This is a genomic window from Methylobacterium sp. J-070 (assembly GCF_022829385.1).
Lineage (GTDB): Bacteria > Pseudomonadota > Alphaproteobacteria > Rhizobiales > Beijerinckiaceae > Methylobacterium.
Genome location: NZ_JAKSXX010000123.1, coordinates 80,195 through 93,504 on the forward strand (window position 1 = coordinate 80,195; position 13,310 = coordinate 93,504).

The 13,310-nt window shown below is 70.0% G+C and carries 13 protein-coding genes and 1 tRNA gene; 11 read left to right on the top strand and 3 right to left on the bottom strand.

Annotated elements, in window-relative coordinates:
• Position 1 precedes the first annotated feature (1 nt).
• Positions 2-1,492 (bottom strand): monocarboxylate uptake permease MctP, encoded by a 1,491-nt coding sequence (gene mctP, locus MKL01_RS10805; RefSeq protein WP_243905217.1) that lies wholly within the window; start codon positions 1,490-1,492, stop codon positions 2-4.
• On the bottom strand, positions 1,482-1,679 hold the full coding sequence (locus MKL01_RS10810) for a DUF3311 domain-containing protein (protein WP_243905218.1): 198 nt from the start codon (positions 1,677-1,679) through the stop codon (positions 1,482-1,484). The genes mctP and MKL01_RS10810 overlap by 11 nt, the downstream gene beginning before the upstream one ends.
• A gap of 214 nt (positions 1,680-1,893) precedes the next feature.
• Between MKL01_RS10810 and MKL01_RS10815 the strand changes: the two genes are divergently transcribed.
• The 7 genes from MKL01_RS10815 to MKL01_RS10845 all read left to right on the top strand — a co-directional run bounded on the left by MKL01_RS10815 (position 1,894) and on the right by MKL01_RS10845 (position 9,229).
• Complete coding sequence (locus tag MKL01_RS10815) at positions 1,894-3,954, top strand: carbon starvation CstA family protein (protein ID WP_243905219.1); 2,061 nt, start codon at positions 1,894-1,896, stop codon at positions 3,952-3,954.
• 8 nt (positions 3,955-3,962) lie between these two features.
• Positions 3,963-4,184: a YbdD/YjiX family protein gene (locus MKL01_RS10820; RefSeq protein ID WP_243905220.1), complete on the top strand. Its 222-nt coding sequence runs from the start codon at positions 3,963-3,965 to the stop codon at positions 4,182-4,184.
• 96 nt (positions 4,185-4,280) lie between these two features.
• On the top strand, positions 4,281-4,547 hold the full coding sequence (locus tag MKL01_RS10825) for a BrnT family toxin (RefSeq protein ID WP_313901456.1): 267 nt from the start codon (positions 4,281-4,283) through the stop codon (positions 4,545-4,547).
• On the top strand, positions 4,540-4,854 hold the full coding sequence (locus tag MKL01_RS10830; protein WP_243905221.1) for a BrnA antitoxin family protein: 315 nt from the start codon (positions 4,540-4,542) through the stop codon (positions 4,852-4,854). The genes MKL01_RS10825 and MKL01_RS10830 overlap by 8 nt, the downstream gene beginning before the upstream one ends.
• A 127-nt stretch (positions 4,855-4,981) precedes the next feature.
• On the top strand, positions 4,982-5,182 hold the full coding sequence (locus tag MKL01_RS10835; RefSeq protein ID WP_243905222.1) for a DUF3606 domain-containing protein: 201 nt from the start codon (positions 4,982-4,984) through the stop codon (positions 5,180-5,182).
• 84 nt (positions 5,183-5,266) lie between these two features.
• Entirely contained in the window at positions 5,267-5,701 is a 435-nt protein-coding gene (locus MKL01_RS10840; protein WP_243905223.1) for a tellurite resistance TerB family protein, read from the top strand.
• Positions 5,702-5,923: 222 nt separating this feature from the next.
• A complete protein-coding gene (locus MKL01_RS10845) occupies positions 5,924-9,229 on the top strand; it encodes an efflux RND transporter permease subunit (protein WP_243905224.1) in 3,306 nt (1,101 codons plus the stop codon).
• A gap of 62 nt (positions 9,230-9,291) precedes the next feature.
• Here the strand turns inward: MKL01_RS10845 and cynS are convergent, their stop codons facing one another.
• Positions 9,292-9,780, bottom strand: a complete 489-nt coding sequence (gene cynS, locus MKL01_RS10850) for a cyanase (RefSeq protein ID WP_243905225.1) — start codon at positions 9,778-9,780, stop codon at positions 9,292-9,294.
• Positions 9,781-10,031: 251 nt separating this feature from the next.
• On the opposite strand from cynS, the gene tsaE reads away from it, so the two are divergent.
• The 4 genes from tsaE to MKL01_RS10870 all read left to right on the top strand — a co-directional run bounded on the left by tsaE (position 10,032) and on the right by MKL01_RS10870 (position 12,935).
• Entirely contained in the window at positions 10,032-11,621 is a 1,590-nt protein-coding gene (tsaE, locus tag MKL01_RS10855; RefSeq protein ID WP_243905226.1) for a tRNA (adenosine(37)-N6)-threonylcarbamoyltransferase complex ATPase subunit type 1 TsaE, read from the top strand.
• Positions 11,622-11,640: 19 nt separating this feature from the next.
• On the top strand, positions 11,641-12,381 hold the full coding sequence (locus MKL01_RS10860; RefSeq protein WP_243905227.1) for a nucleotidyltransferase family protein: 741 nt from the start codon (positions 11,641-11,643) through the stop codon (positions 12,379-12,381).
• Between the two features lie 135 nt (positions 12,382-12,516).
• Positions 12,517-12,593: transfer RNA gene (locus MKL01_RS10865), tRNA-Arg, on the top strand.
• Between the two features lie 156 nt (positions 12,594-12,749).
• A complete protein-coding gene (locus MKL01_RS10870) occupies positions 12,750-12,935 on the top strand; it encodes a hypothetical protein (RefSeq protein WP_243905228.1) in 186 nt (61 codons plus the stop codon).
• Positions 12,936-13,310 lie beyond the last annotated feature (375 nt).

The window sequence follows — 13,310 nt, forward strand, 5'->3', positions numbered from 1 at the left end:
TTCAGCGGCCCGCCGCGACGGCCGGGTTCCGGCGGCCGAGGGACAGCGCGGCGTTCACGACCACCGCCACGACGATGTTCACGGCGAGCGCCAGGAGCCCGGTATAGAGGGTGAGCTTCGCGTCGCCGAAGGTCAGGGTGTGCAGGGGCTTCAACCCGTCCGACCACGCGATCAGGCTCCCGGCGACGAAGCCCACGGCCCAGCCGGCGAGCAGGGCCGGCGCCCGGAACCACGACATGTAGAGGCCGAAGACCAGGGCCGGCAGGGTCTGGAGGATCCACAGGCCGCCGAGCAGCTGCAGATCCAGGGCGAACTGCGTCGGCAGGACCAGGATCGCCACCAGCGCGCCGACCTTGACCAGCATCGAGGTGATCTTGGCCACCTGCGCCTCGCCGGCCGAGGTGACGTTCGGGTTGACGTAGGCCTTCCAGACGTTGCGCGAGAACAGGTTGGCGGCGCCGATCGACATCACCGCCGCCGGCACCAGGGCGCCGATGGCGATCGCCGCGAAGGCGAAGCCCGCGAACCAGCTCGGGAACAGCGTCTTGAACAGCGCCGGGACGACGTCGTTGTTGCTCGTCACCTTCAGGCCCGCCGCGTGGCCCATGTAGCCGAGCATCGCCAGCAGCCCGAGGAGCAGCGTGTAGGCCGGCAGCAGCACCGCGTTCTTGCGGATCGTGTTGCCGCCCGACGAGGCGAAGATGCCGGTGAGCGTGTGCGGGTACATGAAGGCCGCCAGCGCCGAGCCCAGCGCCAGGGACGCGTAGGGCAGGATCTGCGCAGGGCTCAGCAGCGTGCCGCCGGAGCCCTTCGCCTTGAACGCCGCGTCGGCGGCGTCGAACACCGCGCCGTAGCCGCCGAGCTTCGACGGCACGATCGCCACCGCCACCAGCACCACGACGTAGATCATGATGTCCTTGACGAAGGCGATCAGCGCCGGCGCCCGCAGGCCCGACGAGTACGTGTAGAAGGCCAGCACCAGGAAGGCGACGATCAGCGGGATCTCGCCGTGCAGCCCCAGCGCCTTGATCGCCACCTCCATGCCGATGAGCTGGAGCGCGATGTAGGGCATGGTGGCGATCACGCCCGTGACGGCGACCGCGAGTTCGAGCGCCCGCGAGCCGTAGGTGCCGTACACGACGTCGCCCGCCGTGACGTAGCCCTTGTCCTTGGCGGCCTGCCACAGGACCGGCATCACCGCGAACACGAACGGGTAGACGATGATCGTGTAGGGCAGGGCGAAGAACCCGTAGGCGCCCACCGCGTAGACCAGCGCCGGCACGGCGATGACCGTATAGGCGGTGTAGAAGTCGCCGCCGATCAGGAACCACGTGATCCAGGTGCCGAACTTGCGCCCGCCGAGGCCCCATTCGTCGAGGTGGGCCAGCGTCTCGGGCCGGCGCCAGCGGGCGGCGACGAAGCCCATCACGGTCACGAGCAGGAAGAAGAAGACGAAGACCGACAGCGCCGGGATATCGAGATCAGCGGTCATCGCGCACGGCCCGGTAGACGACGTAGAGGATGAGGGAAGTGAGCGGCACCCAGGCCAGCTGATACCAGTAGAAGAACGGGAAGCCGAACAGGATCGGGTCGCGCTGATTGTAGAACGGCACCCACAGCAGCCCCAGGAAGGGCAGCAGGAGAAGCCACATCAGCGGCGAACGGCGTCGGGATTCCATGGTCCGGCCCGGATTCGTGAAGACAGGTCCGCGCCGAAGGTCTGGTGTGACACAGCGCTGAAGAGGCAGTCCGATGCGCTGCATCACAGCTCGGATCGCTTGCGTCAACGGCAGGTCGATAGGATAACCTCGCGCTGTCGCACGAGATCCACGAATCTCGGCCGGAGGCTCTCGCGGGCCGCCCGAGCCAGAGGCGGCGTCCGGGAGGGACCAGATGGGCACGGCGCTCGGCAGGCATGGGCCATGGGCCCTGGTGGGGGCGCTCGGCGCCGCGGCTCTGGCGATCGTGGCGACCCAGAGGGGCGAGACGATCAACGCCCTCTGGATCGTGGTCGCGGCGGTCTGCGTCTACCTGATCGCCTACCGCTACTATTCCCAGTTCATCGCCGACAAGGTGATGCGCCTCGACCCGAAGCGCGTGACGCCGGCGGTGCGCCACAATGACGGGCTCGACTATGTGCCCACCAACCGCGGCGTCCTGTTCGGCCACCACTTCGCGGCGATCGCGGGGGCGGGCCCGCTGGTCGGCCCGGTGCTGGCCGCCCAGATGGGCTACCTGCCGGGCATGCTGTGGATCCTGGCCGGCGTCGTGCTGGCCGGCGCGGTGCAGGACTTCATGGTCCTGTTCGTGTCGATGCGCCGCGACGGGCGGTCGCTCGGCGAGCTGATCCGGGCCGAGCTCGGCACCGTGCCGGGCATCATCGCGCTGTTCGGCACCTTCCTGATCATGGTGATCCTGCTCGCCGTGCTGGCGCTGATCGTCGTCAAGGCGCTGGCCGAGAGTCCCTGGGGCACCTTCACGGTGATGTCGACGATCCCGATCGCCATGCTGATGGGCGTCTATTCCCGCTATATCCGGCCGGGCAAGATCGGCGAGGTCTCGATCCTCGGCTTCGTCCTCCTGATGCTGGCGATCCTCGCCGGCGGCTCGGTGGCGGCGAGCCCGGTCTGGGGACCGGCCTTCACCTTCACGGGCCCGCAGCTCTGCTGGATGCTGATCGGCTACGGCTTCGTGGCGTCGATCCTGCCGGTCTGGCTGCTGCTCGCCCCGCGCGACTACCTGTCGACCTTCCTCAAGATCGGCACCATCGTGGGTCTGGCGCTCGGCATCGCCGTCGTGGCGCCGCACGTGCAGATGCCGGCGGTGACCAAGTTCGTGGACGGCACCGGCCCGGTCTGGGCGGGCAGCCTGTTCCCGTTCCTGTTCATCACCATCGCGTGCGGCTCGGTCTCGGGCTTCCACGCCCTGATCTCGTCGGGCACCACGCCGAAGCTGATCGCCAGCGAGGCCGACGCCCGCTTCATCGGCTACGGCGGCATGCTGATGGAATCCTTCGTGGCGATCATGGCCCTGGTCTCGGCCTGCGTGATCGACCCGGGCGTCTACTTCACCATGAACGCGCCCGCCGCTCTGGTCGGCACCAGCCCCGAGACCGCCGCCGCGGCCGTGACCAAGCTCGGCTTCGCCACGACGCCGGAGGTGATCACCCAGACCGCCGCGGACGTCGGCGAGCGCACGATCATCTCCCGCGCCGGCGGCGCGCCGACGCTGGCGGTGGGCATGGCCCACATCATCTCCTCGGCCATCGGCGGCAAGGCGATGATGGCCTTCTGGTACCACTTCGCGATCCTGTTCGAGGCCCTGTTCATCCTCACCGCGGTGGATGCCGGCACCCGGGCCTGCCGGTTCATGGTGCAGGATCTGGTGGCGCTGGCGGTGCCGTCGTTCAAGAACACCACCTCGTGGGGGCCGAGCATCGCGGCCACGGCCATCTCGGTGGGCGCCTGGGGCTACTTCCTGTACCAGGGCGTCACCGACCCGCTCGGGGGCATCAACACCCTGTGGCCGCTGTTCGGCATCTCCAACCAGATGCTGGCCGCGGTGGCGCTGACGCTGTGCACGGTGGTGATCTTCAAGATGAAGCGCGAGCGCTACGCGTTCGTGACCATCCTGCCGACCGCGTGGCTGTGCCTCTGCACCCTCACGGCGGGCTGGCAGAAGATCATGTCCGCCGACCCGAAGATCGGGTTCCTGGCCCACGCCGATCGCTACGCGGCCGCCGCCGCGGAGGGCAAGATCCTGGCGCCGGCCAAGACTGCCGACCAGATGAGCCAGATCATCCTCAACGACCGGATCGACGCGGTGCTGGCGGCGCTGTTCATCGGCCTCGTCGTCGCCATCGCGGGCTTCGGCATCGCCGCCTGCCTGAAGGCGTGGCGGGCGGATCGCTGGACCGCGCTGGAGACCGAGCCGGGCCTGGTCGCGGCGGAGTAGGGCGCGCCATGCTGCAGCCCCCGAACCTGCGGGACCGGCTCCGGACGCTGTCCAAATGCGTCTGCGACGGCGCCCGGCTGATGGTGGGCCAGGGGGACTACGCGGCCTATGCCGCGCATGTCCGCCGCACCCATCCCGACCGGGCGCCGATGACCGAGGTGGAGTTTTTTCGCAATCGCGAGAACGCCCGGTTCGGGGTCGGCAACACCTCGGGCTTCCGCTGCTGCTGAGGGGCGGCAGGCGGCGATCGTCCGATGCGCAATCGCAAATCGTATCTACAATCTGATTGACCGATTGCGGTCCGGATTGTAGGCACAGACCTGCGCGTGGTCTGGGATGAGCCGAAGCGGGCGCTCAACCGAGCCAAGCACGGCCTCAATTTCGCGGATGCCCGCGACCGCTTCCTGTTCGAGGACTCTGTGGTCGTGCCATCCGATCCCGGACCGGACGGCCGGGCGCGCTTCCCGGCGATCGGCGTGCTCGACGGGCTCCTCGTCACGGCGGTGATCACCCCGCTGGGATCGGAGGCGCCGTCGCTCGTCAGCCTGCGTCCGGCGAGCCGCGCGGAACGGAGGATCTACGAGAATGCCTAAGCTCGACCTGCCGCCGATCACCGATGCGGACGAGGCCTGGATCCAAGCCGGCATCGCGGCCGACCCGGACAACCCCGAGGTCACCGCCGAACAGGCGCGTGACGTGCGGCCCTTCGCCGAGGCGTTCCCCGAACTGGACGCCACGCTGCGCCGGTCCCGCGGGCCGCAGAAGGCGCCGACCAAGCAGCTCGTGAGCCTGCGGCTCGATGTCGAGATCGTCGAGGCCTTCAAGGCCACGGGACCCGGCTGGCAGACCCGGATGAACGATGCATTGCGGGCAGCCGCGCGGACGCTGACACCGGCATGATCGACGGCGCCCCGGCCGCAACCCGAATCTTCGAAACGCGCGTCTGCCGCTGCCCGGACCCGATCCGGCCCGCCCGGCGTTCCCCACGCCGGAGGGCCGTCCGGCCCTCGCCAGACGCGGAGGGCCGATGACCGACGAGCGCACGCAGGATCCCATCGAGCCCCGGGCCGTGAACGTCGCCCATGCCTGGGAGCGGGCCTATTGGGCGCGCCGGTTCATGGTGCCGGTGGAGCAGGTCGAGGCCGCGGTGGCGGCGGTGGGCGACGCGCCGGCCCGCGTGGCGGCGCATCTCGGGCGGGACTGGCCCGGCCACGAACCCGCCACCTGAGGGCGGCATCCCGGGCTTAAGCTCGGCCGGACCTTGACTCGGCCGCCACAATGTCCGCCATCTCCGACCTGACAGGAGGTGGGCATGAGCATTTTCCAGGACGCCATCCTTCGTTTCGGCCGCACGATCATGTCGTATGCGGGCGACGCGGTCTTCCTGCAGGCGGCGGTCTCATCGGCGGCCAACGTCATCGTGGCGGACGGGGACGTGGCCGAGGAGGAGATCGAGTCGGCGATCAGCGGCATCCGCGCCAACCCGATCCTCGAGAAATCCTACGACACCCTGCGGGTCGAGCAGGAGCTCTACGAGGCCATCGCCCGGGCCAAGACCCGGGCCGGGCGGCTGGAGAACCTGCGCCTCGTCGGCGCCATCGCGGAGCGGCCGATCGACCAGCGCCAGGACGTGTTCCTGATCGGCGCCGACGTGGCCGATATCGACGGCATCAGCGAAGTCGAGCACAAGGCGCTGGACGAGATCGCCGGCGCCCTGCTGGTCGACAAGTCCGCGCTGCTGCGCTGATCCGGCGGCATCCTGCTCCGGCGGGCGCAGCGCCCCCGTGCTGAGATCCGTAGCACCCGCGCCGTCATCCTGAGCTGTCCGCGCCAGCGGGCCTCCGAGCAGCCCTGCGGCGTCGCGGCCCGTCCCTTGCCTGCCCGGACGTGATAGCGAAACATTCCGGGTGTCCGGTGGGCCGGTACACAACGCGGAGTTGCCGGCCCGGCGCCGGCCGGCGGAGACCGCATGGGCCTCGTCCTCTACGCCCTCAAGTTCCGGATCACGACCTACGTGCTCGCGGTGCTGATGATGCTCGGCGGCGTCGGCGCAATCCTCGTCACGCCCAAGGACGTGCTGCCGGTCGTCGACATCCCGGTCGTCGTGGTGGTCTGGACCTATACCGGCCTGTCCGCGCCGGAGATGGAACAGCGCATCACCACCTATGCCGAATACGGCATCTCCAACAACGTCAACAACATCCGCCGCATGGAGTCGACGACGCTCCAGGGCACCGCGGTGCAGCGGATCTACTTCGACCCGACGGTCAGCATCGATCTCGCCATCGCGCAGGTGGTCTCCTCGACCAACTCGATCCGCGCGGTGATGCCCACCGGCACGCAGCCGCCGGTGATCGTGCGCTACTCCGCCTCGTCGGTGCCGGTGATCCAGCTCGCCCTGACCTCGGCCAAGCAGAGCCTCAACGAGGTCTACGATTACGCCCAGTACCGGATCCGCCAGACCCTGGCGCAGGTCCCGGGCTCGACCCTGCCGTCGCCGTTCGGCGGCGCGCCCCGGCAGATCATGGTCGATCTGGACCTCAACGCCCTCCAGGCGCTCGGCCTGACGCCGCTCGACGTCACCAACGCCATGACGGCCCAGAACCTCACGGTGCCGTCCGGGCTCGCGAAGATCGGCGAGCAGCAATACCCGGTCCAGCTCAACGCCACCCCGCCCTCGATCGAGACCCTCAACCTCGCGCCGATCAAGGTGGTGGCCGGCCAGCCCGTGCTGATGCGCGACGTCGCCTATGTCCGCGACGGCGGGCCGCCGCAGATCAACGTCGTCAGCGCGGACGGCAACCAGGCCGTGCTGATGCAGATCATCAAGAACGGCAACGCCTCGACGCTCAACGTCGTCAACAACGTCAAGGCGGCGATGCCGACCATCCGCGCCGCCGCGCCGGAGGGGCTCTCGATCAAGCAGCTGTTCGACCAGTCGGTCTTCGTCTCGAACGCCATCGAGGGCGTGCTCCACGAGGCCCTGACGGCGGCGGCGCTCACGGGTCTGGCGATCCTGCTGTTCCTCGGCTCGTGGCGCTCGACGATCATCGTGCTGATCTCGATCCCGCTCTGCGTGATGACCTCGCTGGCCGTGCTGGCGGCCCTCGGCGAGACCGTCAACGTCATGACGCTGGGCGGCCTCGCCCTGGCGGTGGGCATCCTGGTGGACGACGCCACGGTGGCGATCGAGAACACCTACCGGCTGTTCGAGGAGGGCGAGGAGTTCCGCGAGAGCGTGGTCCACGGCGCCGCCGGCATCGCCAAGCCGGCGCTGATCTCGACGCTGGCGATCTGCGCGGCCTTCACGGCGGTGTTCGCGCTGACCGACACGCCGAAATACCTGTTCACCCCGCAGGCGCTCGCGGTCGTGTTCGCGATGCTGACCTCCTACCTGCTGTCGCGCACCCTGGTGCCGCTGCTGATCGACGTGATCGTGGCGCCGGAATACCGCCGGAAGCACGCCAAGAACCGGGACGAGCACCGGGACGAGCACCGGGACGAGGACCGGGCTGCCGGCGCCCCCCGCCGGGGCCGCATCGCCCGGGCCGTCGGCCTCGTCGGCGGACCGCTCCTGCGGCTGGCCGGGCGCCTCCATGGCGGCTTCGAGCGCGGCTTCACCCGGTTCCACCGGGGCTATGTGGGCCTCCTGCACGCGGTGCTCCGCCACCGGATCGTCACCCTGGGCGTGGTCGGGGGCGTGCTCGGCATGACCGGCGCGCTGTTCGTCTTCGTCGGCCAGGATTACTTCCCGCAGATCGAGGCGAGCCAGATGACCATGCATCTGCGCACGCGCACCGGCATGCGGATCGAGACCACCCGGCAGGTCTTCGCGCAGGTCGAGGATACGGTGCGCGAGGTGATCCCGCGTGACGAGATCGATCAGATCCTCCAGAACATCGGCCTGCCGTCAAACAACTACAACTTCGCGTTCTCGGACGGATCGTTCGTCTCCTACAACGACGGCCAGATGCTGATCAGCCTCAAGGAGGGGCACGGCTCTGTGGCGGGCTACATGAAGCGGCTGCGCGCGGTGCTGATGAAGCGCTTCCCCGACATGACCGTCTATTTCCAGCCCGCCGACATGATCACCCAGATCCTGAACTTCGGCGTCATCACGCCGATCGACGTGCAGGTCTCCGGCCGGCACAAGGAGAAGGATCTGGAGGTCGCCCAGCGCATCGTCCAGCGGCTGAAGCACACCAAGGGCCTCGTCGACGTCCACCTGCAGCAGATCGTCAACGAGCCGCAATTCTACGTCGACGTCGACCGGCGCCTCGCCTCGGAGCTCGGGCTCACCGAGCAGCAGGTGGCGCAGAACATGAACATCTCGCTGTCGGGCAGCTATCAGGTGACGCCGAACTTCTGGCCCGATCCGAAGACCGGCATCCCCTATCAGCTCTGGGTGCAGACGCCCGAATACCGCAACAGCTCGCTCACCGACCTGCGCAACACGCCGATGTTCGTGCGCGCCGCCGCGACCTCGGGCTCCGGCCCCGGCGTGCTGACCCTGCTCTCCAGCCTCGCGGATCTCCGCCGGACGCCGACGCAGACCATGATCAGCCACGTCAACATCCAGCCGACCTTCGACATCTACGCCGCGGTGCAGGACCGGGATCTCGGCGCGGTGGCGCGCGACATCGACGCGATCGTCCAGGACGAGCAGAAGAACCTGGAGGCGCCCGACAAGATCGTGGTGCGCGGCCAGATCGAGAACATGCGCTCGGCCTTCTTCCGCCTGGAGATCGGCCTCGGCATCGCGCTGATCGCCGTCTACCTGCTGATGGCGGTGAACTATCAGACCTGGGGCGACCCGTTCGTGGTGATCGCCGCCCTGCCGATGGCGTTCTGCGGCATCACCTTCGCGCTGTTCGTGACCGGCACCACCTTCTCGATCCCGTCGATCTTCGGGGCGATCATGTCGGTGGGCATCGCGTCGGCGAACTCGATCCTGCTGGTCACCTTCGCCAAGGAGCACCGGGAGGCCACGGGCTGCGGCGCCCTGGAGGCGGCGATCACCGCGGGCGAGACCCGGCTGCGGCCGGTGCTGATGACCGCCTCGGCGATGTTTTTGGGCCTCATCCCAATGGCCCTCGGCACCGGCGAGGGCGGCGAGCAGAACGCCGCGCTGGCCCGCGCCGTGATGGGCGGCATCGCCTTCGCGACGCCGGCGACGCTGCTGCTGGTGCCGTTCCTCTACGTGCTGATGCGCAATGGCCCGGCCCAGCCGGTGGCGGATTACTTGGATACGGAGGGCCAGCCGGCTGCGGCCTAGGGCGCTGCGGCATCCGCCGCGTCTCCCTCCCCCGCGGAGGGGAGGGAAGCGTCTTCGGCGGCTCACCCCTCCTTGAACCCGTACTCCGGCGTGGCGTCGTCGTTGCCGTAGTACTTGTACGGCAGGAACTTGCCCGACATCGTCAGCTTCACCCGGTCGCCCTTGTTGTTGGCCTCGCGGGCCATGTCCATGTTGAAGTCGATCGCCGACATGATGCCGTCGCCGAACTCCTCCTGGATCAGTTCCTTGAAGGTCGTGCCGTAGACCATGACCAGCTCGTAGAACCGGTAGATCAGCGGGTCGCTGGGCGGCATCGTGGGGATCGAGCCCCGGTAGGGCGCCTCGTTGAGCATCCGCTCCTCGGCGGCGGCGAGGCCGAACAGCTCCGCCGCGCGCTTCGCCTGCGCCTTCGGCAGCTTCATCTGGCCCAGGCAGGCGGCCGTGATCAGGAAGGGCGAGAGCCCGCCGATCTCCGCGTGGATGTGCTTCCACGTCCAGCCCTTCTCGCGCTTGATGTCGAGCAACTTCTCGGTGAGGTCTTCGCGCTTCATCCTTCACTCCCTGTCGATCGTTGTGCCGGTTCCGGTCGGGCCGGCGCCCGGGCGGCCCGGGCGGCCCGGGCGGCCGCGCCCGCTCGGCAAGCGGTGTGCCAAGCGCCCCGCCGGGACGGCGGTCGGCGACGGATGCCCGGGAGCGTGGTTTCGATGCACCGGGCAGGCGGGAAGCGCACGGCCATGGGCGGAAACGCTTGCATCCGTGGCGTGTTTCCCGACCATGCGCCCTCTGGTCTCGGAGGCGGGTTTTGGACGGAGACGATCGGGACGGGCGGAATGCCGGCGGGGAGGGGGGCGCATCCGCGCCGCCCGCGCCCTGGGAATTCGTGCTGCCGGAGGAGACCGCCACCGAGGATCTCGGCCTGTTCCTCTCCGAGTTCCTGCTCCCGGGCGACATCGTGGCGCTCTCCGGAGGCCTGGGCGGCGGCAAGACGACGCTCGCCCGCGCGGTGATCCGGGAACTCACCGGCGACCCGCGGCTGGAGGTGCCGAGCCCGACCTTCACGCTGATCCAGCCCTACGCGGGCCGGGACGGCCGCGCCATCGTCCACGCCGACCTCTACCGGCTGCGCGACCCCGACGAACTGGTCGAGCTCGGCTTCGACGAGATGGCCGAGGACGCCGTCACCCTGGTCGAGTGGCCCGACCGGATGCCGCCCCGCGCCGGCCCGGTGCTCACCGTGGACCTGTCCCTGCGGGCGGAATTCGGCCCCGGGGCGCGACTGGCGCGGATCGACGGCACCGGCGGCATGCGCGCCCGCCTCGACCGGGCCCGGGCGGTGCGGCGGCTCCTCGACCGCAGCGGCTGGGACATCGCCGAGCGCGCGCTGATGCAGGGCGACGCCTCGTCCCGGGCCTACGAGCGCCTGACCAAGCCCGACGGCGGCAGCGCGGTGCTGATGATCGCCCCGCCCCGCCCCGACGGGCCGCCGGTCCGCGACGGCAAGCCCTACAGCGCGATCGTGCATCTCGCCGAGAGCGTCCACGCCTTCGTGGCCCTGGACCGGGGGCTGCGCGCGCTCGGCTTCTCGGCCCCGAAGATCTACGGCGAGGACCTCGCCGAGGGCCTGCTGATCCTGGAGGATCTCGGCAGCGAGCCGATGATCGAGGCCGGCGCCCCGCGGCCCGAGCGCTACGCCGAGGCGGTGCGCCTGCTCGCCAAGCTCCACGCCACGCCGCTGCCCGCGGTCCTGCCGGTGGCGGACGGGATCGACCACGTGCTGCCCGCCTACGACACGGAGGCGCTGCTGTTCGAGGCGGAGCTGATGCCCGACTGGTACGCGCCCGCGATCCGGGACGTCACCCTGCCGGCGGCGGCGCGGGCGGCGTTCGTGGACCTGTGGCGCGAGGCCCTGGCGGGCGCGATCCCGGACCGGCCGACCTGGACGCTGCGCGACTACCACTCCCCCAACCTGATCTGGCTGCCCGAGCGCGAAGGGCTGGAGCGGGTCGGGGTGATCGACTTCCAGGATGCCGTGATGGGCCATCCGGCCTACGACGTGGCCTCGCTGCTTCAGGATGCCCGGGTCGACGCCAGCGCGGAGTTCGAGTTGCGGCTGCTGGGCCTCTATGCCCGCGAGCGCCGGGGCCGGGACGCGGCCTTCGACGTCGGCGCGTTCGCCACCGCCTACGCGCTGCTGGCCGCGCAGCGCGCCACCAAGATCCTCGGCATCTTCGCCCGGCTCGACCGGCGCGACGGCAAGCCCGGCTACCTCGCGCACCTGCCGCGGATCGAGGGCTACCTCGTCCGCAACCTCGCGCACCCGGCGCTGGCGCCGCTGCGGGCCTGGCACGCGGAACACCTGCCGGGCCTCGTCGCTCCTGCTCCCGAACCCTGACCACCGGATCCGTGACCGCATGAGCGAGCCCAGCCCCGCCGTCAGCCGCGCCTTCGTCCTGGCCGCGGGCCTGGGCAAGCGCATGCGGCCGGTGACCGCCACGGTGCCGAAGCCCCTGGTGGAGGTGGCCGGCAAGACGCTCCTGGACCATGCCCTGGACCGGATCGCCGAGGCCGGGATCGGGACCGCGGTCGTCAACGTCCACTACCTCGCCGACCTGATCGAGGGGCACCTCGCCCGCCGGACCGGCGCGCCGGACACGCGCGTGTCCGACGAGCGCGCGGCGCTTCTGGAGACGGGCGGCGGCATCCGCAAGGCGCTGCCGGTCCTCGGCGCCGCGCCCTTCGTGGTGCTGAATTCGGACTCGTTCTGGCTCGAGGGGCCGACCTCCAACCTGCGCCGGCTGGTCGACGCCTGGGACGGGGCGCGCATGGACGGCCTCCTGCTGGTGGCGCCCACCGCCACGAGCCTCGGCTACGAGGGGGCCGGGGATTTCGTGATGGACCCGGACGGCCGCCTGGAGCGGCGCGGCGAGCGCGAGGTGGCACCCTTCATCTACGCGGGCGTGGCGATCCTGGATCCGGCCCTGTTCACCGGCACGCCGGAGGGGGCGTTCTCGCTCAACCTGCTGTTCGACCGGGCGATCGCGACGGGCCGGCTGTTCGGGATGCGCCTCGACGGCCAGTGGCTGCATGTCGGCACCCCGGAGGCGATCCGGGCCGCGGAGGAGCGGGTGAAGGCGAGCGCCCGGACGCCGTAGCGCCGGCGCCCGGCACCGGCGCGGCGATGGCGGTTTCGCGGGAGGCCGACTTCCCGCCAAGTGTCTTGCCAAGCCCGATCCGAGCCTCTAGAAGCCCCCTCACACCGGCGGTCCGAGGGGCCGCCGCCGTGTCAGGCGCCCGTAGCTCAGCTGGATAGAGCACCAGACTACGAATCTGGGGGTCAGAGGTTCGAATCCTTTCGGGCGCGCCATCTCCTACATTTCACTCCCCGACATGGCCGGCGTGACGCTGCGGATCGCGGCGGGACTGCGTCTGTCGCGCCCTCCGGATCCGCGCGAGGCGAACCGATTAACCTGTCGACAGCTTCGGCGCGCCGGAACCGCTCAGCCGCGCGGGCGTCCTCTTGATGGCGTTGACCGACGGGGAGGCCATCATGATGTCGCTGGGCGTGTACTGCGGCGTGGCGGGCATCGGCATGGCGGCCGGATCGCTCTGGTATCCACGCTATCGCGCCATCCTCGAGGTGATGGGCGGCAGTCTGTTTCTGGCGGGTCTCGGCTTCGCGGGCGCGAACTTCGCGCTGGCGTCCTGATCGCCTTCGGCAACCGATTGCCACGCTCAGCCAAACCGTCCTGCTTCCACGGCTTCTGACTGCAAGGTCCCCGACGGCCTGGGTCCTTGGCCGATCGCCGCCGCGTCCGCGCGGCATGGGTGGCGACGGAACTCGCCCCCCACGAGCCGCCGCGCCGAGGGACGCTTCGGTCAGGCCTTTGGTCATGCCCCTCGGGATCGATCCGGCCCGGTCGGGCCATCCCGGCGGAACACCGCCAATGGGGTGCCGACCGGTGCGGGTGCGCGGTTCCTGCGCGGCCGTGGCGGGGGCGTTCGTGTCCGGCCCCGCACGTAGCCCCGTTCCGCCCGCTCGGATCGTCGGACGTGTCTGCTGGGGAGCTGAATACGGGATTGC